This window comes from Comamonas sp. MYb69 (genome assembly GCF_037479315.1).
Classification (GTDB): domain Bacteria; phylum Pseudomonadota; class Gammaproteobacteria; order Burkholderiales; family Burkholderiaceae_C; genus Comamonas.
On record NZ_JBBGZG010000007.1, the window covers coordinates 121,373 to 146,089 of the forward strand.

Genomic DNA, 24,717 nt, shown 5'->3' on the forward strand with positions numbered 1-24,717 from the left:
GTGGTTGCACCTGGGCGTCAGCGTTTGAGAAAAATCATGCCCAGGCTCTAAGATAGCGGCTCCATTCTGACGGGAGACCCCGCCATGCACACACTGCTGCGGCTTGCGCGCTTTGGCCTGGCCACCCTGGTCCTTGCGGCTATCGGCCAACAGCTGTCTCTGCATGCCGCGCACGGCCTGCGTTTTGCCAACTTCTTCAGCTATTTCACGGTGCTGTCCAACCTGTTGGCCGCGCTGGTGCTGGTGCTCAGTGCATGCACACCGGCGCATGGCGAACGCCCCTGGCTCAGCCTGTTGCGTTTTTTCTCCGCGCTCAATATGGCCATTGTCGGCCTGGTGTTTGCCTTGCTGCTGCGCAATCTGGATGTGGGCCTGATGCAGGCCTGGATCAACGCGGTACTGCACTACCTGATGCCGGTCGCCGTGGTGCTCGACTGGCTGCTCGCCCCGCCGGCCACGCCGCTGGCACGCAAGGCTCTGGGCAAGGCGCTGGTCCTGCCGGCGCTCTACCTCCTCTACACCTTGCTGCGCGGCCAGCTGACGGGCTGGTACCCCTACCCTTTTTTGAACCCGGCCCATGTCGGTGGCTTTGGCGGTGTGGCGGTCTATGCGGCAGCGATTGCGCTGGGTTTTGTCGTGCTGGGGAGTGTGCTGCTGGCTGCCGCCCAGGGCCTGGCTGCCAGCAAGCGCATGCGATAAGGCCCGACACAGCGGACCGGGGGCTGGGCGCGGCGCGCGGCCAGGATGGGCATCTGTCCGACATGGCAGGCCAGCGCCCCCACCTATATTGAGGACACCATCAACCAACCTGGGTGCCGTCTATGTTCTCCAAGCTTGCTGTACTGGCCATTCCGCTGTCCGCCGTTCTTTTGACCGCCTGTGGCTCCATGCACCACAAAGCGGCGGACACGAGCACGCCAGTGCGATCCGCAGATGGCGTGCTCGTCGGCCCCGATGGCCGCACGCTCTACACCTTCACCAAGGACACTGCCGGCAGCGGTGCATCCACCTGCTACCAGCAATGCGCCACCAACTGGCCGCCACTGGGCGTGGCCGCCGGTGCCAAGCCGATTGGTGACTTCAGCATCATCACCCGCACCGACAACACCCAGCAATGGGCCTACAAGGGCTGGCCGCTGTACTACTTTGCCAAAGACAGCCAGGCAGGCGACAAGCGTGGCGATGGCATGGGCGGCGGTGTATGGAAGCTGGCCAAGCCCTGATTGGCCAGCGCCAGTAGCTTTTAGCGCAAACAACAAGAGGTGGCCTTGCGGCCACCTCTTTGCATTGGGGCGATCTGTCCCGCGCGCTGCTTATTTGGACTTGTCGCGCAGATTGCTGCTGTAGCGCTCCAGCCAGGCGGAGACCTTGCTCAAGGCCTGGCCGCCCTTGCCCAGCAGTTGCGCCAGCTCCGATTCTGCGCGCTCGCGCAAGGTCTCCTCGTTCTCGGGCAGCGGCGGCAGGATGTGAGCGAAATAGGTCTTGCCCAGCACCCGGTGCAGCAAACGCTCGCCGACAAAGGGCTGGTTGCCATTCAGCGCCCGCGCACCCTTGATGATGTTGCGGATGTCGTACTGCGTGGGACTGATGTCTGGCACCTGCTTGGGCAGGCCCAGCAAGGTGTAGACACCGATGCGCGCGGTGCGCACCGAGCTTTCCATCGTGAAGATGATGTCATTGCTGGTCTCGACAAACTGGCCGACCAAGGCCAGGTTGGTGCAGCCCTCGGGCACCACATGGGGCCGGTCGCCAGCTGCGCGGGGCATGAACTGCGCGGTGATGTAAGGCATCAAGGCCAGGCGCACCTTGGTGTTGGCCGCCACCGCATCGATCTGGTCGGCAATGCCCAGGTGGTAGCACAGCTCGGCCAGAATCTCGCGGCCCGTGCATTCGGGCATGGTCTTGGCCACATGGTTGCCCTTTTTGTCCATCAGCAGCGCATACACCCACAGCACCAGCACATCGCCGGGCTGGTCGGGGAAGTGCGGCTGGCGGTTGCAGGTAAAGCTCATCACCCAGTTCGAATCGGTGAAGGTGATGATGCCGCCGGTCACCGTCTTGCCCGAGTACGGATCGTTGACCGACAGCTCCTTGAGCTTGTCGATCAGCGGCGAGGCTTTGCAGGTCAAGGTGGCCGACTCCCACATCGAGCCCTTGACATCGCCATAGAACTTCTCGGGCCGGCCAAACACCGGCGACTTGGCCGCCAGGCGCTTCCACAAGGTCCAGTCGCTGTCCTCGCCCGGCTCCTCATTGCCGCGTGCCAATACCGGTGCAGTGTCCAGGTCGCCATAGGCGGTGCCTTCGGTCATCGAGCCGGTCAGCGCAAACACCACATCATAGGGGCCGACATCAATCTGAACCTCCTGGCCTGCGGATTTGCAGCGGATCGCGGTCACCGTGCGGCTGCCGGCATCGTCCTTCATGTCCAGGTCATAGGCTCGGGTGTTGAACTGCACTTTCACGCCCTTGTTCTTGAGCATGCGCGTCAGCGGCACGACAAAGCTGTCGTACTGGTTGTACTTGGGAAACACCAGCGCCGACATGTCGGTGAGGCCATCGATGGCGTCCAGGAAGCGGTGCATGTAGAGCTTCATCTCCAGCAGGCTTTGCCAGTTCTCGAACGCGAACATCGAGCGCCACAGGTACCAGAAATTGGTTTCCAGAAAACTGGCGCTGAAATAGGATTCGATGCTGATGTCGTCGAGCTCTTCCTTGCGCTTGAGCAGCAGCTTGACGATCTCCCACTGGTGCGCCTTGGTCAGACCCAGCGTCGAGAAATCGCGGATCTTGCCCTGCTGGTGCATCAGCCGGGCCTTGGACCAGTTCGGATCGTTGTCGTTGACGAAGCGGTATTCGTCCAGCACGCTGTAGCCCTCGGGCAGCTCGAGCGCCGGCACATCCTGGAACAGGTCCCAGAAGTTGTCGTAGTTCCAGTTCATCTCGCGGCCGCCGCGCACGATATAGCCTTGCTCAGCATTGCCCGCGCCATCGAGCGAGCCGCCAGCCACATCCAGCGTATCCAAGATGGTGATGTCTTCGCCGGCCATGCCGCCGTCGCGGATCATGTAGAAGGCGGCTGCCAGGCCGGCAATGCCGCTGCCGATGATCCAGGCCTTGCGCCCCACGACCGGCGCGCCCAGCACCGGCCGGTTGCGCATATAGGCGCCCATCATGTCCGGTGGTGGCAGGCTGTCTTGGGGGCCCTTGCGCCAAAAGCCTTCGCCGATATTGGCCTCCACGCGGATCGAGGAGGCCTGGGAGTCTGCATGCGTCATGGTCTTGCCTTTCATGGATACCTGAGGATCACATGCCAAGGTATAGCACACCGATTCGCCAGGCTCTTTGACAGGCGGCAAGGGCCTACGTATTCACGCACGCCCTCGTATGGCTCGCAAGCCCTGATGGCTTAGAGCTGCTAACACGACCCAGCAAACCGAAGGTTTGCGGTTGAGACTAGGCGTCAAGCCGCAGGCAGTACAGACGTACGACAAGGCTTGGCAACGACGTATCAAGGGTTGTGGTAGCGGCTCTTAGTTCAGCGTCAGCAGCGGGTGCGCCTCTACCGGCCAAGGGCTGGCAAACATCTGCGCCACTTCCTGCAGGTCCACCTCTTCAATGCGGGCGGGGCTCCAGCGGGGGTGGTGGTCCTTATCGACCGCCAGCGCGCGGATGCCTTCGAGCGTTTCGCTCTTGCGGTCAGGGCGCAAATAGAAGCAGTGGCGCACCAAGTCGCGCTCCATGCGCAGGTCTTCGGCCAGGCCCATGCCGCGTGCACGGCGGATCTGCTCGAGCACGACAAACAGCATCAGCGGCGAGCGCTTGCGCAGGGTCTCGGCGGTGGTGCGGGCGAAGTCGCTGCTGCCGGCCTCCAGCGCAGCGATGATGGCCGGCACATCAGCCAGGCCAAAGTACTGCGCGATCTCGGCATCGGGGTTGTTAGCACGTTCTGGTGCGGACGCCAAAGCGGCTTTGGCAAAGGCTTGCACGGCATCGCCGTTGGTAAAGTTGCCAGTTGCCAGGCCGTCCCACAGCGCCTGCTGCTGCGCGCTGTCCAGGTAGCCATCGGCCAGCTGGTAGGCCAATGCATCGGCCGCGCCGATCATCTGGCCCGTCAGGCCCAGGTACTCGCCCACATGGCCGGGGCAGCGCGAGAGGAAGTAGCCGCCGCCCACATCGGGGAACAGGCCGATGGCGGTCTCGGGCATGGCCATCTTGGTGCGCTCGGTGACGATGCGCAGGCTTGCTCCCTGGCTGATGCCCATGCCGCCGCCCATCACGATGCCATCCATGAAGGCGATATAGGGCTTGCCAAAATGGTGGATCAGGTGGTTGAGCGCATATTCCTCACTGAAGAAATCCTCCAGCTCGGGGTTGCCTGCCATGCCCGCTGCATGCAAAAAGCGGATATCGCCGCCAGCGCAGAAAGCGCCAAAGGCGCCCTCCTTGTTGCTGCCCCGGATCGCTACGGCCAGCACCTTCTCGTCCTGCTGCCAGCGCAGCAGCACATCGCGCAGCTCGCGCACCATCGCCAGCGACAGCGCGTTCAGCGCCTTGGGCCGGTTGAGCGTGATCAAGCCCAGCTGGCCACGCACTTCGCTTTGCACATCTTCGGTGTAGACCGACATAAGATTTGACTCCTTGTTCTTCTGAAAACAACCGCCACCATAGCCGAAAAACGGCGCGGGCTGCGGTCAATCAGGTGCCAAATCAGGCTACGGGCGTGCAGCTGTCGGTGATCTGGCGGATCACATCGAGCGCCATGCCATCGGCCGCCAACAATGCTTGGCCAGCCTGTAGCTGCCAATAGCTTTCGCTGCCAGCGGTCTGGCGCCACAGGTGCAGGCGGCGGGTGTACAGCTGCAGGTCAAACTCGGTGGTAAAGCCGATCGCGCCGTGGATCGAATGCGCGAGCGATGCCACCTCCACCGCAGCCTCGCTGGTGCGCGCCTTGCCCACGGCCACCTTGAGCGGGTCTGCGGCCACGCCATCGGCCTCGCAGGCGATCTGCGCGGCCATGCGTGCGGCGCTCACATGCTCGGCCATCACCGCCAGCTCATGCTGGATCGCCTGGAACTTGCCAATCGGGCGGCCAAACTGCTGGCGCTCGTTGGCAAAGTTCAAGGTGCTCTCAAACACCGTCAGCAGGCTGCCCGCGAGCAAGGCCGACACCAGCCCGGCCTGGGCCACCAGCAATGACGCTGCGGCCGGCAGCCGCTGGGCCGAGGCCAGCGCTACTTCGGGCCAGAGCAGATCCGCATCGAGCACAAAAATGCTGGCACTGGCCTGCGCGGCGGCCGCCGGCAGCAACCACAGATCAGCGCCCTGCTGGCCCAGCACCCATGGCGCCACGCGGGCGCCGCGCACACCACTGGCCCGCAGGCCACCTTCGGCCGCCGCCAGCGTTGGTGCCAAGGCGATAGCGCCCTGCGGCAGCGCCACACCGGCAGCTGCCAGCCAGGCCCGCGCCAGCATGGTCTCTGCCAGCGGCAGCGGCATCGCGTGCTGGCCCAGCAAGTCCCAGACGCCAAAGGCATCACGCAAGCCCAGGCCGGCGCCGCCAGCCTCTTCGCTCAGCAGCAGGTCGGCAAAGCCGGTGTCCTCAATCTGCTGCCACAGCGCCGCAGCGGCGGGGCTCTGGCCGGCAGCCACTTCGCCCTCGATCGCGCGCACCACGGCGGGCGTGCATTGGCCGGTCAGCAGATCGCGCAAGGCCTCGGTAATCAAATGGTCCATGTTCTTCTCCTTGCGCTCAACGCAGGCCCAGGCCGCGCGCGATCATGCCGCGCAAAATGCTGCGGGTGCCGCCGCGCAGCGTGTAGCACGGCGATACCAGGGTGAGGTAGTTCAGGGTCAGCAGCAGTTCGTGTGGCACGGCCCCGCCATCCAGGGCCATCAGGTCATCGGCAATCGCGGCCGGAATGAACTGCTCCAGCACCGTGCCCTGGTCCTTGACCAGGGCGGCCTCAACGATGGGGCTCTGGCCTTGCACCAGCTTTTCCTGCGCCGCCACCGACAGCGCGCGCAGCGGTGCCAGGCGCGCCAGGATCTGACCGGCCAGCTTCAGCGATTCGACCCGCGGCGCCGCTTGCGTGCGCAAAAAGGCCAGCCACTGGTCCAGCAGCACCACGGACGAAAACAGGCGCTCAGGCCCACTGCGCTCAAAAGCCAGCTCTGCCGTCACCTGCTCCCAGCCCTGGCCTTCGGCGCCCACCAGCGCATCGGGGGCGAGCTGCACGTTGTCAAAAAAGACCTCGCAGAAATGGCGGTCGCCCGACATGTCTTCGATGGGCCGCACGGTCACGCCCGGCAGGCTCAAATCCACGATCAGTTGCGACAGGCCTTTCTGGCGGTCGGCCGCCTCTCCCGAGGTGCGCACCAGCGCAATCATGTACTGGCAGTGCTGGGCGTTGGTGGTCCAGATCTTTTGGCCATTGAGCAGCCAACCGGCATCGTTGGGCACGGCGCGCGTGCGCACGCTGGCCAGGTCCGAGCCGGCATTGGGCTCGCTCATGCCGATGCAGAAAAAGCTCTCACCGCGCGCCACCGGCGGCACATAGCGCTGTTTTTGCGCCTCGGTGCCGTACTTCAGGATGAGCGGCGCGCTCTGGCGCTCGGCAATCCAGTGCGAGCCCACCGGGGCGCCAAAATTGAGCAGCTCCTCGACCACCACATAGCGCGCAAACGCACCCTGCGCGTGGCCGCCATAGGCGGTGGGAAAGGTCATGCCCAGCCAGCCCTTCTCGCCCAGCTTGCGGCTGAAGGCCGGGTCGTAGCCGCTCCAGGATTTGGCGCGGATATGGGCGGGAATGTCTTTGACCGCCCCTTGCAAAAAGGCACGCACCTGGGCGCGCAGCGCTTCGCCTTCGGGCGGAATGCGCGTCAGCGCCAGTCCGTTCAAAATCGTCATCGTCTTCGCTTTCGTTCAATCCAGGGACACGCCCGTGCTCTTGACCACGCCGGCCCAGCGCTTGATCTCGCTCTGGATATAGTCGCCATAGGCCTGCGGGGTGGAGCCCAGCGGCTCGGTGCCCTGCACGCGCAGTTTCTCCAGCACACCGGGGTCCTTCAGCGCCTTGAGCAGCTCGGCGTTCAGCCGCTGCACCACCGCATCGGGCGTCTTGGCCGGCACCATCACGCCTTGCCAGGCACCAGCCTCAAAGCCGGTCATGCCGCTCTCAGCCAGGGTGGGAGCGTTGGGAAAATTTGGAATGCGCTGGGCGGTGCTGACTGCCAGCAGCTTGAGCTTGCCGTCCTTGATGAAGGGCGCGACCGAGTTGATGGTGTCGGTCATGAACTCGATCTGACCCGCCACCAGGTCCACATCGGCCGGGGCGCTGCCTTTGTAGGGCACATGGCTGGCGTCGATGCCAAAGTGCTGTACCACCTGAAAGGCGGCCAGGTGGGTGACATTGCCATTGCCGGCCGAGCCGTAGGAAAGCTTGCCCTTGTTGTCCTGCGCGTACTTCACCAGCTCTTGCACCGTGCTGACAGGCACCTTGGGGTTGACCACCAGGCCCAGCGGCACCACGGCCGTCAATGCGACCGGGCGCAGGTCCTTGGCCACGTCATAGCTGAGCTTTTTGTAGAGCGAGGGGCTGAGTGCAATCGACGAGGTGTTGTAGAGCACCGTATAGCCATCGGCGGCGGCCTTGGCCACCAGCGCATTGCCGATATTGCCGTTGGCGCCGGGCCGGTTGTCGACGATGACCGTCTGCCCCAGCTGCTGGCCCACCTGCTGGGCCAGCACGCGCGCTACCATATCGGTGGGCCCGCCAGGCGGGAACGGCACGACCAGGGTGATCGGCCGGCTGGGCCAGGGGTCCTGCGCCTGCGCGCCCCCACCAACAGCAACCATCGCCAGGGCCAGCAGGGCGGAACGACGTACGAAACCATATTGCATCTTTGTCTCCTGTATGTGTTTTTTCATCTGACGCTGGCTGCTGTGATCGCCTAGCGCCCAGCGAGCAGGCGCACGGCGGTGTAGACCATCACCTGCTCCTGGCGCTGGTTGTAGACCTCAATGCGCGAAGTCACCACCGCCCGGCCACCTTTGCTGGTCGGCTTGATATCGGTCACCTCCACCAGCGCCTCGATCGTGTCTCCGACCACCACCGGGCCCAGGATCTTCTGGTGCAGCTCCAGCATCGCCAGGCCCGTGCCCTGGATCATGCTTTGCAGGATGAAGCCTTCGATCAAGGTGTAGGTGAGCGCACCGGGCACCGGGCGGCCTCGGATCGCGCCGCCGTCGTAGCCGTCTTCGATAAAGATGGCCTCGAGCATGCCGGTGGTGTTGATGAAGTTGACCAGGTCGGTCTCCGTCACCGTGCGGCGAAAGGTGCGCAGCTGCTGGCCGACCTGCAGGTCCTGCCAGACAAAGCCCTGGCCCATGCGGGCAGTGCCTGCCAGCTTGGCTGCGCGGTTGTCGGTCGAAGAAATCCAGTTATGGGCGGTCATGGCCTTGTTACTCTCAAAGATTCATTCAGCGATGGAGGGCTGCAAAGCGGCAATGCGGGCATCGTCCCAACCCGCTTCGCGCAGCAGCTGCTCGGTGTGCTCACCCAGGCGCGGCGGCATGCCGATGGGCGCCTGCGCGCCATCGATGCGCACGGAAGAGCGCGGAAAGCGCACGGTGCCCATGGCGGGGTCGTGCTGCTCGACAAAAAAGCCGGTGGCCTGCAGGTGCGGGTCGCGCGGCAAATCGTCCATGCGCGCGACGGGGGCGGCGGGGATCTCCAGCTCCTCGCAGGTTTGCAGCCAGTAGGCAGTGTCTTTTTGCGCCACGTAGCTGCTCATGGTCTCCAGCAGGGTCGCGATATGGCGGGTGCGCTGGGCCTGGGTGGCAAAGCGCTCGTCTTGCGCCAGCGCAGGCTGGCCCACGGCGGCAAAAAAGCGGTGCCAGTGGCCATCGGTGTAGGGCATCATGCAGACATGGCCGTCCTGCGTCTTGTAGGGCTTGCGCCAAGGCGCCATCACGCGCGGGTAGCCGGCGCCGCTGAGCGCGGGCTCAAAATGCATGCCGTAAAAGTGCTCGACCAGGTTGAAGCCCACCATGGTTTCGTACATCGGCACCTCGACAAAGCTGCCCTCGCCCGTGCGCTCGCGCTGGAACAGCGCCGCCATCACCGCATGCGCTGCCACCAGGCCACAGGTCTTGTCGGCCGCAATCGTGGGCAGGTAGCGGGCCTCGCCGGTCTGGCGCTCCATCAGGTCGGCCAGGCCGCTCATGCCCTGGATCACATCGTCATAGGCCGGCAGGCCTGCATAGGGCCCGTCCTCACCAAAACCATGCAGGCCCACATAGACCAGGCGCGGGTACTGGGCGCGCAGCCGCACTGGGTCGAGCCCCAGCTTGGCGAGCTTTTGCGGCCGCATGCTGTGCATGAAGACATCGGCGGTCTTGAGCAGCGCATGCAGCGCTGCCTGGGCTTCGGGCGCCTTGAGGTCCAGCACCACGCTTTTCTTGCTGCGGTTGGAGCCCATGAACAGCGCCGACATACCGGCTTCGGCCGCCGGCCCGGTGTAGCGCGTGGAGTCGCCGCCAGGCGGCTCGATCTTGATCACCTCGGCGCCGTAATCGGCCAGCACCTGGCTGGCCAGCGGCCCGAAAATCACGCTGGATAAGTCCAGCACCCGCAGGCCTGTCAATGCACTCAAGGCTTGTCTCCGTCGTTGTGGTGATAGCGATGAATGGCATTATTTGATATGTTTCACAGCTGTGTCTATGTCGCAATTGACAGGTACTGATACACAGGAGATATCAATGGACTTGCGCCAACTGCGCCACTTTGTCACCCTGGCGCAAACCCTGAACTACCGCCAGGCGGCCGAGCAGCTGCATATGTCGCAGCCGCCGCTGTCGCAGTCAATCCGCAAGCTCGAAGACGACCTGGGCGTGCAGCTGTTCGAGCGCGACCGGCGCGGCACGGTGCTCTCGGGCGCCGGCCGGGCGGCGCTGGAGAGCGCCAAGCTCGCCCTCTACCATGCGCGCCAGGTGCAGGCCGTGTCGCAGGCCACCGCCAGCGGCGAGCTGGGGCGCCTGCATATCGGCTTTATCGGCTCGGCCACGTTCTCGCTGATTCCGCAGCTGGTGCAGGCCTTTCGTGCCGCCCACCCTGCGATTGACCTGGTGCTGACCGAATCCACGACGCGCGAGATCTGCGCCCAGGTCGCCAGCGGTGATTTTGATGCCGGCCTGCTGCGCTACCCCGTCACGCAGGCCACCGAGCTGTCCATCACCCCCGTCGAGCCCGACCGCCTGATTGCCGCCCTGCCCGCTGGCAACCCGCTGCAAATCAAGGACAGCCTGCAGCTGATCGACCTGGCCGACCAGCCCTTTGTGAACTACCGCCCCAGCGAGGTGCCGGGCCTGCATGCCCTCGTGGTGCTGGCTTGCCAGAACGCCGGCTTTATGCCGCAGATCAAGCAGCATGCCGTGCAGGCCCAGACCTTGGTGAGCCTGGTGGGCGCCGGCCTGGGCGTGGCCCTGGTGCCGGCCGTGGTCGCCAAGGCCGCGACACCCGGCGTCATCTTCCGCGAGCTGACCGACACCCAGCACCTGCCCCAGATCGGCATTGCGCTGGCCTTGAACCAGCGCCAGCCGGTGGCCACGGCGCAGCGTTTGAAGGAGCTGCTGCTGAGCTTGGGACAGTGATGAACATACGAGCTGAAGCCCTTTACTTCTTGACGCCATCCTTGGCCAGCATGACAAAGGCTTCGCCACCCTTGCGGTCGTGGTGGAACAGGAAGCTTGTGCCTTCAATGGTTCCCTGCGTTGGGATGCGCGTCGCCACCGTGGTGGTGGAATATTTCTGAATAACGGACAGCAGCTGTTTGCGCAGCGTTCTGTCGCGCTGCGAAGGCGTGGTTACAGCGCACTCTCGTCCCTCTTTGACCTGCACAGTCAGGCTCTTGTCGGGTTTAGACGCAAATGTGGCAAATCCCCCATCCATGACGTCCTTGACGCCGAACTCGGCTGCTGCCTGGATCGAGCCCGCAAAGGACGGGGCCTGCTTGATGCAGACCTGTTCAAAGATCTGGATGGCCTGCACCAGCTCCTGGGGCTTGGCATCGGTTGACGAAGTCGATGGGTTGCTGACACAGCCGGACAGCGACACTGCAGCTAACACTGCCAAATAATGGAACTTCAAAGCGAACTACTCCATGAAGAAATAACAAGGATGAGCGGCAGACTTTGGCTGCCGATGGATATCGATGCGGTCATCAAGCACGTGCGGTATAGATCGCACAAATGGCGCAAATCGGCCCGCATCGATTGCTCAAAAACAAAAGACGAAGGCCGAAAATCGGCCTCGCAAATTGTTAATATTTATTAATTCATATTATTAAATTAATAGCTCGATTCTATCATTTGATGTTGGCAGCGCCATGCCGCGAGTCTCGTGTTCGCCACAGTTCGCCCGCCTACTTTCAGCAAGTCTAAGACGCAAAAAAGGCCGCAGTTGCGGCCTTTGCTGGTGTTGGATCACGTCGCAACGCAGATTATGCGTTTTCGCGCGATGCGCGCTTGCGGTCGTGTTCCTTCAGGTGGCGCTTGCGCACGCGCAGGCTGGTGGGGGTGATTTCCAGCAGCTCGTCTTCTTCGATGAACTCCACGCCGTATTCCAGCGACAGCTCGATAGGAGGCGTGATCTTGATCGCGTCTTCCTTGCCGCTCACGCGGAAGTTGGTCAGCTGCTTGGTACGCGTGGCGTTCACCACCAGGTCGTTGTCACGGCTGTGGATACCAACGATCATGCCTTCGTACACAGGGTCGTTGGGCTTGACGAACATGCGGCCACGGTCGTCGAGCTTGCCCAGCGCGTAGGTGAAGATTTCACCGTCGTCCATCGAGATCAGCACACCGTTCTTGCGGCCGCCGATTTCGCCCTTGTGCGGCTCGTAGCTGTCGAAGATGTTGGCGATCAGGCCGGAACCACGGGTCAGGTTCAGGAATTCGTTGGTGAAGCCGATCAGGCCACGGGCCGGAATGCGGTATTCCAGACGGACGCGACCGCGGCCATCGGGTTCCATGTTCACCAACTCGCCTTTGCGCTCGCCCAGCGCCTGCATCACGCCGCCTTGGTGGCCTTCTTCGATGTCAGCCGTCACCAGCTCGATAGGCTCGTTGCGCACGCCGTCGATCATTTGCATCACGACGCGTGGCTTGGACACGGCCAGCTCGTAGCCTTCGCGGCGCATTTCTTCGAGCAGAATGGTCAGGTGCAGTTCGCCACGGCCAGCCACTTCAAAGATACCGTCTTCGTCGGTTTCCTTGACGCGCAGGGCCACGTTGGAGCGCAACTCCTTTTGCAGGCGGTCCCAGATCTGGCGGCTGGTCACGTACTTGCCTTCACGACCTGCCAGAGGCGAGGTGTTCACGCAGAAGTTCATGGTCAGCGTAGGCTCGTCAATCTTCAGCATCGGCAGAGGCTGTGGATTGGCCGGGTCGGTCACGGTCTCACCGATACCGATGTTTTCGATACCGCTGATCAGCACGATCTCGGAAGGACCGGCTTCGGTCGCTTGCACGCGGTCAATACCTTGGAAGGTGTGGACCTGGTTGATCTTGCCGGTGTAGCTCTTGCCGTCCAGGCCGGCCATCACGGCCACTTGCTGGCCGGGCTTGAGCGTGCCCTGGGTGATACGGCCCACGCCGATACGGCCCACGAACGTGGAGTAGTCCAGTGCGGAGACTTGCATCTGCAGCGGTGCAGTCGCGTCGCCCTGCACCGCAGGCACGTGTTCCAGAATGGTTTCGAACAGGGCCGACATGTCGGGGCCCCATTGCGCGCCTGGCTCGCCTTCTTCCTTCGACGACCAGCCGTTGATGCCCGAGGCGTACACCACAGGGAAGTCCAGCTGTTCATCGGTCGCGCCGAGCTTGTCGAACAGGTCAAACGCAGCGTTCACGACCTTGTCGGGGTTGGCACCGGGCTTGTCGACCTTGTTCACCACGACGATGGGCTTCAGACCCAGGGCCAGTGCCTTCTTGGTCACAAAACGCGTTTGGGGCATGGGGCCTTCTTGCGCGTCGATCAGCAGCACCACACCGTCCACCATGGACAGCGCGCGCTCCACTTCACCACCGAAGTCCGCGTGACCGGGGGTGTCGAGGATGTTGATGTGGGTGTCGTTCCAGGACACGGCGCAGTTCTTGGCCAGGATGGTAATGCCGCGCTCACGCTCGATGGCGTGGTTGTCCATCACGGTGTCCACGACTTTTTCGTGTTCGGCGAAGGTACCAGACTGGCGCAGCAGCTGGTCCACCATGGTCGTCTTGCCATGGTCAACGTGGGCGATGATCGCAATATTGCGGATTTGTTTGCTCATGATGTTTCCAAAATGCCGCTGGCTTGTGGGCGCGGCGTTCCTTCCAAAATTTGTTGAATCTCGACGGGGCTTAAGAGGCGGTCGGGAATGAGCTCGCGCGCCCGGATGTGTGCCACACCCAAAAGCGCAGGAGGCTCTTCTCCGTAAACGGCCACTGCATCGGCATCGGCCCATTCACCCCGCCGGCGCAAGCCGGACAAAAATCTGCCTGCATTATCACCATCGAGCGTGACACGGGTGTGCGCTGCCAGCAACGTGTCGACAGGCAACACGGTGTGCAGGCGCTCCGCATCGGGCGTCGCTTCCAGGGTTTGCAGGCTGATACAGCGGGACAGGTCGATCCCACCGGTTTCTATGCGGCGCAGGCTGCGCAAATGCGCGCCATAGCCCAGCGCCTGGCCAATATCCTCGGCCAGCGTACGCACATAGGTGCCCTTGCTGCAGCGCACCGTCATCTTGAGCGCGACAAAGGCCTGCTCTTCTTGCACACGCGACAGCGTCAGATGCAAGATGGTGACAGCGCGCGGCTCACGCTCGAGCGTGATGCCGGCGCGGGCGTATTCGTAGAGGGCCTTGCCATCGCGCTTGAGCGCGCTGTACATCGGCGGCACCTGGCTTATGGGGCCGGTGAAGCGGGCCGCCACGGCGGCCAGTTTCTCGGGCGTCAGCGCGGGCGCATCCACCGCCCAGGTCTGCAGCACCTCACCCTCGGCGTCGCCGGTGGTGGTAGTGGCACCCAGGTGTACCAGGGCCTCATAGGTCTTGGGGGCATCGAGCTGCAATTGGCTGAACTTGGTGGCCGCGCCAAAACACAGAGGCAGCACACCCGTGGCCAATGGGTCGAGCGTGCCGGTATGGCCCGCTTTTTCGGCGCGCAGCAGCCACTTCACTTTTTGCAAAGCGTCGTTGCTGGACAGGCCAATGGGTTTATCGAGCAGAAACACCCCGTGCACAGGGCGCCGCTGCACCCGTGTGCGAGAGGCATGCATGCGATCAGCCTTCCTCGGGTCCGCGCGATGCCACGGCCTTGGCGATCAAGGCATTCATGTCGGCGGCACGCTCGGTGGTGCGGTCGTAGATGAAGTGCAAGGTCGGCACGGTGTGGATATGCAGGCGCTTAAACAGGCCATTGCGCAAGAAGCCAGCTGCCTGGTTCAGTGCGTCCTGGGTCTGGTCGGGGTCACCGATCAGCAAGCTGAAATAGACCTTGGCGTGGGCATAGTCCGGCGTCACCTCAACGGCTTGCAGCGTCACCATGCCCACACGTGGGTCCTTCAACTCACGGGCGATCAGCTCCGACAGATCCCGCTGGATCTGGTCGGAGACTTTGAAGCTGCGATTGGGCGCAGCAGTTTTCTTGCGAGTTGCCATCGGAAATTACAGCGTACGAGCGATTTCCTTGATCTCAAAGACTTCCAACATATCACCTTCTTTGATGTCGTTGTAGTTCTTGAGCTTGATACCGCACTCGAAGCCTTCCTTGACTTCCTTGACGTCGTCCTTGAGGCGGCGCAGCGAGTCGATCTCACCGGTGTAGATGACCACGTTGTCGCGCAGCAGACGGAAGTGTGCATTGCGGGTAACGTGACCCTGGGTGATGTACGAACCAGCCACAGTGCCGATCTTGGAGGCCACGAACACGGTGCGGATCTCGGCCATACCGATGATCTCTTCGCGTTGCTCGGGAGCGAGCATGCCGGACATGGCCGCCTTCAACTCATCGACAGCGTCGTAAATGATGTTGTAGTAGCGGATATCGACATCGTTGCTCTCGGCGGTCTTGCGCGCTTGCGCATCGGCACGCACGTTGAAACCGATCACGATCGCCTTGGAGGCCAGCGCCAGATTCACATCCGACTCGCTGATACCGCCCACGCCGGTGTAGACCATCTGCACCTTGACCTCGTCGGTCGACAGCTTGAGCAAGGAGGCAGCCAGCGCTTCTTGCGAACCCTGGGTGTCGGCCTTGATGATGATCGGCAGCGATTGCACGTTGCCCGCACCCATTTCGGCGAACATGTTCTCCAGCTTGGCCGCTTGTTGCTTGGCCAGCTTGGTGTTGCGGAACTTGCCAGCACGGTAGGTCGCGATTTCACGGGCGCGGCGCTCATCGGGCAGCACCATGAAGTCGTCACCAGCCTGCGGCACATCCGACAGACCCTGGATTTCAACGGGCAGCGATGGACCGGCTTCCTTGGCAACCTTGCCGTCTTCGTCGACCATGGCACGCACGCGGCCATAGGTTTGACCGGCCAGCACGATATCGCCCACCTTCAAGGTACCGGACTGAATCAGCACCGTGGCCACCGGGCCGCGGCCCTTGTCCAGCTGGGCTTCGATCACCAAACCCTTGGCATTGGCTTCCACCGGTGCCTTGAGTTCCAGCACTTCGGCCTGCAGCAGCACCTGTTCGAGCAGCTCGTCAATGCCTTGGCCGGTCTTGGACGACACGGCCACGAAAGGCGAGTCACCACCGTACTCTTCGGGCACCACTTGCTCGACCACCAGCTCCTGCTTGACGCGCTCGGGGTTGGCATCGGGCTTGTCAGCCTTGGTGATGGCCACCACGATAGGAACACCAGCGGCCTTGGCGTGCTTGATCGCTTCCTTGGTCTGGGGCATCACGCCGTCGTCGGCAGCAGCCACCAGAATCACGATGTCGGTCGACTGTGCACCACGGGCACGCATGGCCGTGAAGGCCTCGTGACCAGGGGTGTCGAGGAAGGTGATCATGCCGCGTGGGGTTTCCACGTGGTAGGCACCAATGTGCTGCGTAATGCCGCCGGCTTCGCCCGCAGCGACCTTGCTGCGGCGGATGTAGTCCAGCAGCGAGGTCTTGCCGTGGTCGACGTGGCCCATCACGGTCACGACCGGCGCGCGTGGCAGCGCTTCGGATTCGGCCTGGGATTCTTCTTCGGCGGTGAACGCTTCCGGATCGTCCAGTGCGGCGATATGCGCCTTGTGGCCCATTTCTTCCACGACGATCATCGCGGTGTCCTGGTCCAGCGGCTGGTTGATGGTGACCATCTGGCCCATCTTCATCAGCGACTTGATCACCTCGGAGGCCTTGATGGCCATCTTGTGGGCCAGCTCGGACACGGTGATGGTCTCGGGCACATAGACGTCGAGCACGCGTGCTTCCGCCGGTGCAGCCGATTGCGCACCACGGTGGTCGTTGCGGTCATTGCCGCGACGGCCGCCACGGGGGCCCGAGCGCCAGTTGTTGCCGCGACCGGCCACACCACCCGAGGAATCACCACGGGTCTTGAGTTCTTTCTTCTTGCCGTTGCTGTCGTTCTGGTTGCTCCAGCTCGAAGACAGCTTGGCCGACTTGACTTCCTTGTTGCCAGGCGCTGCGCCAGCGGCAGGCTTGGCCGCGCCAGTGCCGGTCGTGGCAGGCTTATGCAAGGTGCCCTTCTTGGCATCAGCGGCCTTGACTTCCTTCTTCTCTTCCGAAGGCTTCTTGGCCACCAGCACCTTCTTGGGTGCATTCATCATGGCGCGAATGGCTTCTGCCTCGGCCAGGGCCTTGCGGCGGCGCTCGTCCAGATCGACAGCGCGCGCGGTTTCCTCCGCCTCGCGGGCCTTGGATTCGTCTTCGGCCTTTTTCTTGGCTTCAGCCTGGGCTTCGTTGCGGGCAGCCAGCTCCTGGGCGTGGCGGCGCGCAGCCTCTTCCTGCTCGGCAGCTTCCTGGGCCTTGCGCTCTTGCGTCTTGGCCACGTAGGCAGCGGCGCGCTCTTCCGCCTCACGTTCCTTGCGCTCGCGCTCTTCACGCTCGGCGCGCTCGGCACGTTGCTGCACCAGATCGGCTTCCTGCTTGCCGATCAGGTCCACTTCGCGGCGGGCTTCCTCTTCGCGCTTGACCAGGTCAGCCTTGTGTTCGGCTTCCTTTTGCTTGGCTTCGGCGTGCTTGAGGGCTTCGTCGGAATCGGCGTCTGCCACCTCGTCACGCTTGACGAAGGTCCGCTTCTTGCGCACTTCCACCTGGATGGTGCGCGCCCGGCCCGTGGCGTCGGCTTGTTTGATCTCGCTGGTAGATTTCTTGGTCAATGTGATCTTCTTGCGGTCGGCAGCGCCGTGGGCGGCCTGCAGATGGGACAACAGCGCTTGTTTGTCCGTTTCAGTCAGTGCATCGGATGCATCGTGCTTGGACACGCCTGCGGCTTGCAGTTGCTCCAGCAATGTATCCGGTGATTTCTTGAGTTCAACAGCGAACTCGGCGACAGTATTACTCGACATATCTTGTTCCGTGCCTCCTGACCTTATTCCTGTCCATCAAACCAATGTTCGCGGGCCTTCATGATCAAGGCTTTTGCGTCATCGGCAGACTGTCCGGTCAGCTCGGTCAATTCATCAATGGCCAAATCGGCCAGGTCGTCACGCGTGTGGATTCCACCAGCTTCCAGCTGGGCTACCAACTCAGGCGTCATCCCTTCCAGATCACGCAACGCTTGGGAAACACGGGCAACACTCTCTTCGTGGACGATTTCCATCGTCAGCAGCGCATCCTTGGCGCGCGTGCGAAGCTCATTGACGGTCTCTTCGTCGAAGCTCTCGATTTCCAGCATTTCCTGCAGCGGCACATAGGCCACTTCTTCCAGGCTGGAGAAACCTTCTTCGATCAGGATGTCAGCGATTTCCTCATCCACATCCAGCTTTTCCATGAACAGCTTGCGGGAAGTGCTGGTTTCCTCTTCCTGCTTCTGGGCCGATTCGGCCGCGTCCATGATGTTGATCTTCCACCCCGTCAGATCGGAGGCAAGACGCACATTCTGACCACCACGGCCAATGGCGATCGCGAGGTTTTCCTCGTCCACCACCACATCCATGGCATGCTTTTCTTCGTCCACCACGATCGAGGACACATTGGCCGGCGCCAGCGCACCGATCACGAACTGGGCCGGGTCCTCGGACCACAGCACGATGTCCACGCGCTCGCCAGCGAGCTCATTGGTCACCACGTTCACGCGGCTGCCGCGCACGCCAACGCAGGTGCCGATCGGGTCAATGCGCTTGTCGTGGCTGAGCACGGCAATCTTGGCGCGGCTGCCTGGGTCACGGGCGCAGCTCTTGATCTCCAGCAGGCCTTGCTCGATTTCGGGCACTTCGTTGCGGAACAGCTCGACCATGAACTCGGGCGCAGAGCGCGAGAGCAGGATCGGCGCGCCGCGCAGGGTCAGGTCCACGTCCATGATCATCGCGCGAACGCGGTCACCATTGCGCAGATTTTCCTTCGGAATCATTTCACCGCGCTTCAAGCGGCCTTCCACGCGGCCGGACTCGACAATGATGTCGCCTTTGTCCATGCGCTTGACGGTGCCGTTGAAGATCTTGTCGCCGCGTGCCATGAAGTCGTTGAGCAGCATCTCGCGCTCGGCGTCACGGATCTTTTGCAGGATCACCTGCTTGGCCGCCATGGCACCGATACGGCCGATAGGCACCGATTCGATCTGCTCTTCGATGTAGTCGCCCACCTGCGCGTCTGCCTTGCGGTCAACGGCATCCATCAGCATTTCTTCGGCGTCAGGGTTTTGCAGGCCCGCATCATCAGGCACCACCAGCCAGCGGCGGAAGGTGTCGTAGTCGCCGGTATCGAGATCGATAGCCACACGCACATCCACTTCGCCGGGATACAGCTTCTTCGTAGCCTGGGCCAGGGCAGATTCCACAGCTCCGAACACCACATCGCGCTCTACGTTCTTTTCGCGCGCGATGGCATCCACCAGCATCAACAATTCGCGATTCATGCGACGACTCTCCTATTTCAATCTTTAACCAGAAGGCGGCATCATCAGCGCCACCATGTGCGGGGCCACTCAGGCCTGGGGTTCGTCGGCAGCACCTGCTGCCGCCCTGCCCTTGAAGCTCACGATGGGTGCCAGACGCGCTTCACGCAACTCATCGAGCGTAAAACCCAGGCTTTGCAGCGGTGCCGGTGGGCGCTTCTTGCTCACGCGGGCACCGGGCTTCACAGGCGGCGCATCGCTCCAGACGATCTGCCAGCCACCTGCCTCGGTACGCTCGAGCGTGCCCCGAAATTTCTTGCGATTGGCGCTGATGGTCGTGCCCTCGGCAGCTGCACCGATGGATTCCTTCAGCGTCAGGTCCACCACCGCGCCGGCAAAGCGGATGAAATCCTGCTCATGGCGCAATGGACGGTCAATACCGGGCGAGGACACTTCCAGGCGCTTGTATTCCACGCCATCGACTTCCAGTGCAAACTGCAGCTGGCGGGTGACCTTCTCGCAATCCTCCACCGTCACAAACTGCTCTGGCACGCCTTCCGGGCGGACTTCATCCGCATTCCAAGGCAGGTCGATGGTGATGCGCAAAAGGCCGCTGGCAGAGCGTTCGATCTCCACCAAGTCGTAGCCCAGGCCGCTCACCGTTTGTAGGGTGGTTTCTTGCAAGCTCACGTGTGCTATTTATCCCGCAAATACAAAAAACCCGAGAACCACGGAATGTTACACATTCCGCAGCATCGAGCTGAAAAACATGCGACCAAAAAAAATGGGCGGTTGGCACCGCCCAGTTGGTCGTGTAGACATCAATTATAGGGGCAAACCAGTATCGATGCAATGATGCGAAGTGGCTTTTAGGCGTGCGAACGACTAAGTCTGCGTATTGCGCGCCTGCACGATGGCCGCGGTGCGCTGCAGCAGCGCATGGGCTTCATCACCCGAAGGCAAGGCCTGCGCGTCACCTTGCGAAAAACGCTCCAGCATGCGCTGCAGCACGCCGGGCTGGGGCAGAACAGGGCCCAGGAACATGGCTTCGGTGCCACGCCCCAGCAGCACCGTGGGGAAGGTCGTGATATCGAGCTCGCCCAGCGCCTCTTCCTCGTCCTCGACATCGAGCCAGACAAAGGCCATGTCCGGCCACTCCTTGGCCAGCGCATCAAAGGCAGGCTGGTACTGGCCACAGGTACCGCACCACTGCGCGCACAAACACACCACCAGCCAGGGCGCCGTCGCAGCCTCGGTCATACACAACCCATCCCACACACAAAGGCGTATTTGTACCACCATTGCGGTATCCGAGGGCCCTGCTGCCTTTGAGAATACGCGCTTCTCTGACTTGAATCAGACCCAAAAGCAACTAAGTTCTAGGAAGTCATCAGCCATTGGGCAGTTGCCTGTACAACAGCAAACTGCCATATCTTCGGGAGCAGGCATGGATTCGAAAAACTACTACAACGTTCTGGGCGTGGACAAAAAGGCCGGCGCAGACGAGATCAAAAAAGCATTTCGCAAGCTCGCCCGCAAATACCACCCGGACCTGAGCAAGGAAAAAGACGCCGCCCAGCGCATGGCCGAGGTCAACGAGGCCAATGCGGTGCTGTCGGATGCGCAAAAGCGTGCCGAATACGACGCCATGCTCGACGCGCCGCGCGGCTTTGGGGCAGGCGCGGGCAACCCCTTCCGCAGCGCCGAGGGCTTTGACAGCGGCGATTACCAGTTTCGCCGCCAGAGCATGGGGGGCGATGCCGACTACAGTGATTTCTTTCGCCAGATGTTTGGCGACGCGGCACGCGCCCAGCGCGGTGGCCCTGGCAGCGGCGGGCCACGTGCGGCGATGCGGGGCGAGGACCAGCACGCCAGCATCGAGCTGGACCTGACCGACAGCTACCAGGGCAGCGAACGCATGCTGACCTTGCACGGCCAGGAAGTGACCGAGGATGGCGAAGTACGCAGCCAGGAGCGCCAGCTGCAGGTGAAGATCCCTGCCGGGGTGCGCGAGGGCCAGATGATTCGCCTCGCTGGCCAGGGCGGACCCGGCTACCAAGGTGGGCCCGCAGGCGATCTCTTGCTCGAAGTGCACTTTCGCCCCGATAAGCGCTGGCGTGCCGAAGGCAAGGATGTCTATATGCCGATGCCCGTCAGCCCCTGGGAAGCGGCTTTGGGTGGTAGCGCGGAGGTCAAGACGCCGGCCGGCACCTTGGAAGTGACGATTCCTGCAGGCTGGTCGGCCGGGCGCAAGCTGCGCATCAAGGGCAAGGGCCTGCCCGCTGCCACGCCAGGTGATCTGTACCTGGAGCTGCAACTGCACATACCACCGGCCACGACCGAGCAAGAGCGCGCTGCCTACGCGGCCTTTGCCCAGGCCTTTCCCCACTACCAGCCTCGCCAAGGAGTGTGACCATGCCCCACTACACGACCGTACACACCAGCAGCTTGCAGATCATTGACGACGACAGCCTCGATGCGGCCAGCCTGGCCCAGGCCTGCCAGCGCAACCTGGACTGGGTGCAGGCCCGCGTCGTCGATGGCGTGCTCACCCCCAGCACCGGCACACGCAACCCCGAAGCGGTCACCAGCTGGCGCTTTGCGGCCACCTGCATCTTGCGCGCGCGACGTGTGGCGCTGCTGGAGCACACCTATGATGCCGACCCCCAGTTGGCCGCGCTGACCGTCGACCTGATGGAAGAGGTGCTGGAGCTGCGCCGCCGCTTGCAGCGCTGACAATCCCTTCAGACAGACGCAAAAAAGCCCGCTGATGCGGGCTCATCCTTACCGAAAAAGCACCATCCGCATGCCGCGCCTGATCGTGGCAAGCGCGGCATGCGGACGGGGCAAACCGGTAGGCGGTATTAACCGCCCTTGTGCGTACGCTTGCCTGGGTTCTTCTTGGAACGGGTAGCAGTGCCACGGGCACGGCTGACCTGTTGGCCGCGGCCAGCAGTAGGCAGGCTCTTGCCGTTAGGCAGGGCCGGTTGAGGGGTGAACTTGCGGTCAGCTTCCGTAACGATTTTGTTGCCCATCCTGGGACCTCGCGATAAACAAAACCGACATTAGGCCACAGATGCCAAGCGAGCAGATAAAAATACCTGCTAATTCCCGTGCCTTGGTGCGAAATTAGGCATGCAAACCGCAAAGCAACTGCGCAAATCAGGCGCTTTGCTTACATTTGGCCCGCGCTGGCAGCTTGTAAATTACGCCTATCTGGTTAGGATTCAGAAAACAAAACAAGGAATAATTTCTTATGCAAGAGCTCGATCATCAACAACGACCGCAACAGCGCTCTCTCTGGCTCCCCCTGGCAGCTGGCGTGGCCGCCTTGGCCGTTTACTGGTGGACCAGCAACAAATCCCGCAAAGTCGTGCCGGTCGACCTGATTGAGCCCGTCGCCGACTTTGACGCAGAACGCTTTGTAGGCGACTGGTACGAGATCGCCCGCATTGAGCGCGGCCTGGGCAAGCCGCTGACGCGCTCACGCGTCGAGTACGAGCTGCTGAGCGACGGCAGCCTGGGCATCACGACCCGGGGTTTCCATGCCGGCACCCACCGCTGGGTCGAGGGCCATGGCATTGCCCGCTTTGTCGGCGCGCCCAACTTTGGCGCGATGAAGGCCTCGTTCATGGGTCCCTTCCACGAGGGCTACCATGTCGTCGCCATCGACCCCGATTACCGCTGGGCCATGCTGATGGGCGACACCACCGACTCGTTCAAGCTGCTCTCGCGCCAGCCGGTGCTCGATGGCAAGACCACCGACATGCTGGTGCACCAGGCCGCACTGATGGGGGTCGAGACCTCGCGCATCCACTGGGTGATGCAAGACGGGATCAACCCCACGGGCCACTGGTAAGAGCCGCCAACACAACCCTTGATACGTCGTTGCCTGGCCGGCCGCGCCAAGCCTGGTCGTACTGCTGTACTGCCTGCGGCTTGACGCCTTGTCGGGGGCGCGCCCCAGCTTCCATCGCAAACCTTCGGTTTGCTGGGCCGTGTTAACGGCTCCAAGCCGCAGTCCCCGTCAAATGCCGGAGGGGCGTCCAATCCTGGACGTTCCATGTGTAGGCTTTGCGCCTTAAACGCCAATCCGCTTGGCGCCAGCGCGCTCTTCGTCGATCAGCGCCTGCATGCTGCCGGCAAATGCGATCGCGCCCTTCTCCAGCACATAGGCCCGGTCGCTCACCAGGCGCGCAAAGTGCAGGTTTTGCTCGCACAGCAAAATACTCACGCCGCGCTGCTTGAGCTGCACAATCATCTGCGCCATCTGCTCGACGATGACAGGCGCCACGCCTTCAGAGGGCTCATCGAGCAGCACCAGATAGGGATTGCCCATGAGGGTGCGGGCAACGGTGAGCATCTGCTGCTCGCCACCACTCATCTGCCCACCAGCGCGCTGCGGCATGGCTGCCAGATTGGGAAAAAAGGCCAGCAACTCATCCACCGTCCACTGGCTGGCCAGGCTGCCATCGGCCCAGCGCCGGGGCGGCTGGCGGCCCACTTCCAGGTTCTCCAGCACCGTCAGGTCGTTGAAGATGCGCCGCTCTTCCGGCACATAGCCCAGGCCCAGGCGCGCAATGCGCCAGGGGTCGGCCTGTGCAATGTTCTGGCCCATGAACTGCACAGCGCCCTTGCGCCGCTCCACCAGGCCCATGATGGCCTTGAGCGTGGTGGACTTGCCCGCGCCATTGCGGCCCATCAAGGCCACGACCTCGCCGCGCCGCACCTCCAGCCCCACATCAAACAGAATATGGGCTTCACCGTACCAGGCGTTGAACGCGCTCACCAGCAGCAGCAGATCGGCGTGCATATCGGGTATCGGCGCGCTCATACGGCTGGCTCCTGGCTCTGTTCCTGGCTGTCATAGGTGCTGCCCTTGCCCAGGTAGACCGCCTGCACCTCGGGGTTGCGCCGCACGGCCTCCGGCGCGCCCTCGGCAATCAGCCGGCCCCGCGCCAGCACGATGATGCGGTCCGCATAGGCAAACACCACATCCATGCTGTGCTCGGTAAACAGCACGGCCATGTCGCGCTCGCGGGCCAGTTGCCGGGTCAGTGCCATCAGTTGCAGGCGCTCGGCCTGCGCCATGCCGGCGGTGGGCTCATCCATCAGCAGCAGCACAGGCTTGTGGGCCATGGCGATGGCCAGCTCCACCCGCTTCACATCGCCATAGGCAAGCGCGCTGCAAGCGCGGTCGGCCTGGTCCTGCATGCCCACCAGCGCCAGCAAGGCCAGCGCCTCATCACGCTGAAAGTGGGCGGCTTTCTGCCACAGGCCAAAGACGCGGCCTGCGGTCGACAGCAGGGCCATCTGCACGTTCTCTGCCACCGTCAGCGAGGCAAAGGTCTCGGCAATCTGGAAGGTGCGCCCTACGCCCAGGCGCCATATTTCGCGGGGCCGCTTGCCACCCAGGGCCGTGCCGCTCAGCAGCATGCTGCCGGCATCGGGCACCAGCTGCCCGCCCAGCATGTTGAAGGTGGTTGTCTTGCCCGCGCCATTGGGGCCAATCAGCGCCAGCACTTCACCCCGGCGCAAGGCAAAGCTCACATCGGCCACGGCCTGCACGCCGCCAAAGCGCTTGCCCAAACCGGTCACTTGCAGCAATACTGTCATGGATTTCCCGTTGATGCCGCAGGCAGCTTGCGCACTGCCAGCG

23 protein-coding genes are annotated in these 24,717 nt (G+C 62.8%); 6 read left to right on the forward strand and 17 right to left on the reverse strand.

The features are described from left to right. Nucleotides 1-84: 84 nt before the first annotated feature. On the forward strand, nt 85-699 hold the full coding sequence (locus WH303_RS11625; RefSeq protein ID WP_339518626.1) for a Pr6Pr family membrane protein: 615 nt from the start codon (nt 85-87) through the stop codon (nt 697-699). A gap of 122 nt (nt 700-821) precedes the next feature. Continuing rightward, nucleotides 822-1,223 carry a COG4315 family predicted lipoprotein gene (locus tag WH303_RS11630; RefSeq protein ID WP_027010979.1) on the forward strand — a complete coding sequence of 134 codons (402 nt, stop codon included), beginning with the start codon at nt 822-824 and terminating at the stop codon, nt 1,221-1,223. 90 nt (nt 1,224-1,313) lie between these two features. Here the strand turns inward: WH303_RS11630 and WH303_RS11635 are convergent, their stop codons facing one another. From WH303_RS11635 to WH303_RS11665, 7 genes are all read right to left on the reverse strand, one after another. Further along, nucleotides 1,314-3,278 carry an oleate hydratase gene (locus tag WH303_RS11635; RefSeq protein ID WP_339518628.1) on the reverse strand — a complete coding sequence of 655 codons (1,965 nt, stop codon included), beginning with the start codon at nt 3,276-3,278 and terminating at the stop codon, nt 1,314-1,316. Nucleotides 3,279-3,533: 255 nt separating this feature from the next. Next, nucleotides 3,534-4,628, reverse strand: coding sequence for an enoyl-CoA hydratase/isomerase family protein (locus WH303_RS11640; RefSeq protein ID WP_339518630.1), 1,095 nt, complete (start codon nt 4,626-4,628; stop codon nt 3,534-3,536). Nucleotides 4,629-4,710: 82 nt separating this feature from the next. Further along, complete coding sequence (locus WH303_RS11645; RefSeq protein ID WP_339518632.1) at nt 4,711-5,736, reverse strand: acyl-CoA dehydrogenase; 1,026 nt, start codon at nt 5,734-5,736, stop codon at nt 4,711-4,713. Nucleotides 5,737-5,752: 16 nt separating this feature from the next. Next, complete coding sequence (locus tag WH303_RS11650; protein WP_339518634.1) at nt 5,753-6,910, reverse strand: acyl-CoA dehydrogenase family protein; 1,158 nt, start codon at nt 6,908-6,910, stop codon at nt 5,753-5,755. Between the two features lie 15 nt (nt 6,911-6,925). Next, nucleotides 6,926-7,903: a Bug family tripartite tricarboxylate transporter substrate binding protein gene (locus WH303_RS11655; RefSeq protein WP_339518636.1), complete on the reverse strand. Its 978-nt coding sequence runs from the start codon at nt 7,901-7,903 to the stop codon at nt 6,926-6,928. 50 nt (nt 7,904-7,953) lie between these two features. After that, complete coding sequence (locus WH303_RS11660) at nt 7,954-8,391, reverse strand: MaoC family dehydratase (protein ID WP_407928857.1); 438 nt, start codon at nt 8,389-8,391, stop codon at nt 7,954-7,956. Between the two features lie 87 nt (nt 8,392-8,478). Further along, nucleotides 8,479-9,657 carry a CaiB/BaiF CoA transferase family protein gene (locus tag WH303_RS11665; protein WP_339518639.1) on the reverse strand — a complete coding sequence of 393 codons (1,179 nt, stop codon included), beginning with the start codon at nt 9,655-9,657 and terminating at the stop codon, nt 8,479-8,481. Between the two features lie 106 nt (nt 9,658-9,763). Between WH303_RS11665 and WH303_RS11670 the strand changes: the two genes are divergently transcribed. Continuing rightward, complete coding sequence (locus tag WH303_RS11670; protein ID WP_339518641.1) at nt 9,764-10,654, forward strand: LysR family transcriptional regulator; 891 nt, start codon at nt 9,764-9,766, stop codon at nt 10,652-10,654. Between the two features lie 22 nt (nt 10,655-10,676). Here the strand turns inward: WH303_RS11670 and WH303_RS11675 are convergent, their stop codons facing one another. The 8 genes from WH303_RS11675 to WH303_RS11710 all read right to left on the reverse strand — a co-directional run bounded on the left by WH303_RS11675 (nt 10,677) and on the right by WH303_RS11710 (nt 20,318). Further along, complete coding sequence (locus WH303_RS11675; RefSeq protein WP_027011106.1) at nt 10,677-11,150, reverse strand: hypothetical protein; 474 nt, start codon at nt 11,148-11,150, stop codon at nt 10,677-10,679. Nucleotides 11,151-11,502: 352 nt separating this feature from the next. After that, a complete protein-coding gene (typA, locus tag WH303_RS11680; RefSeq protein WP_021027860.1) occupies nt 11,503-13,332 on the reverse strand; it encodes a translational GTPase TypA in 1,830 nt (609 codons plus the stop codon). Further along, entirely contained in the window at nt 13,329-14,321 is a 993-nt protein-coding gene (gene truB / locus WH303_RS11685; RefSeq protein ID WP_021027861.1) for a tRNA pseudouridine(55) synthase TruB, read from the reverse strand. The genes typA and truB overlap by 4 nt, the downstream gene beginning before the upstream one ends. 4 nt (nt 14,322-14,325) lie before the next feature. Then, nucleotides 14,326-14,703: a 30S ribosome-binding factor RbfA gene (gene rbfA / locus WH303_RS11690; protein ID WP_021027862.1), complete on the reverse strand. Its 378-nt coding sequence runs from the start codon at nt 14,701-14,703 to the stop codon at nt 14,326-14,328. Nucleotides 14,704-14,709: 6 nt separating this feature from the next. After that, a complete protein-coding gene (gene infB, locus WH303_RS11695) occupies nt 14,710-17,571 on the reverse strand; it encodes a translation initiation factor IF-2 (protein WP_021027863.1) in 2,862 nt (953 codons plus the stop codon). A gap of 23 nt (nt 17,572-17,594) precedes the next feature. Beyond that, a complete protein-coding gene (gene nusA / locus WH303_RS11700; protein ID WP_021027864.1) occupies nt 17,595-19,079 on the reverse strand; it encodes a transcription termination factor NusA in 1,485 nt (494 codons plus the stop codon). 69 nt (nt 19,080-19,148) lie between these two features. Beyond that, the gene (gene rimP, locus WH303_RS11705) at nt 19,149-19,748 is read right to left on the reverse strand and encodes a ribosome maturation factor RimP (RefSeq protein ID WP_021027865.1); all 600 of its coding nucleotides are present in this window, start codon (nt 19,746-19,748) and stop codon (nt 19,149-19,151) included. A gap of 195 nt (nt 19,749-19,943) precedes the next feature. Beyond that, entirely contained in the window at nt 19,944-20,318 is a 375-nt protein-coding gene (locus WH303_RS11710; RefSeq protein ID WP_021027866.1) for a thioredoxin family protein, read from the reverse strand. A gap of 187 nt (nt 20,319-20,505) precedes the next feature. Here WH303_RS11710 and WH303_RS11715 point away from each other — a divergent pair, with 187 nt between their 5' ends. The 3 genes from WH303_RS11715 (at nt 20,506) to WH303_RS11725 (ending at nt 22,917) form a co-directional block, all read left to right on the forward strand. Next, complete coding sequence (locus tag WH303_RS11715; RefSeq protein WP_021027867.1) at nt 20,506-21,471, forward strand: DnaJ C-terminal domain-containing protein; 966 nt, start codon at nt 20,506-20,508, stop codon at nt 21,469-21,471. Nucleotides 21,472-21,473: 2 nt separating this feature from the next. Continuing rightward, nucleotides 21,474-21,794: a hypothetical protein gene (locus tag WH303_RS11720; RefSeq protein WP_052330099.1), complete on the forward strand. Its 321-nt coding sequence runs from the start codon at nt 21,474-21,476 to the stop codon at nt 21,792-21,794. A 520-nt stretch (nt 21,795-22,314) separates the two neighbouring features. Further along, a complete protein-coding gene (locus tag WH303_RS11725) occupies nt 22,315-22,917 on the forward strand; it encodes a lipocalin family protein (RefSeq protein WP_021027869.1) in 603 nt (200 codons plus the stop codon). Nucleotides 22,918-23,139: 222 nt separating this feature from the next. On the opposite strand, the gene WH303_RS11730 is transcribed toward WH303_RS11725, so the two are convergent. Then, nucleotides 23,140-23,892, reverse strand: a complete 753-nt coding sequence (locus WH303_RS11730) for an ABC transporter ATP-binding protein (protein WP_339518653.1) — start codon at nt 23,890-23,892, stop codon at nt 23,140-23,142. Next, complete coding sequence (locus WH303_RS11735) at nt 23,889-24,674, reverse strand: ABC transporter ATP-binding protein (RefSeq protein ID WP_043341056.1); 786 nt, start codon at nt 24,672-24,674, stop codon at nt 23,889-23,891. The genes WH303_RS11730 and WH303_RS11735 overlap by 4 nt, the downstream gene beginning before the upstream one ends. Between the last annotated feature and the right edge of the window lie 43 nt (nt 24,675-24,717).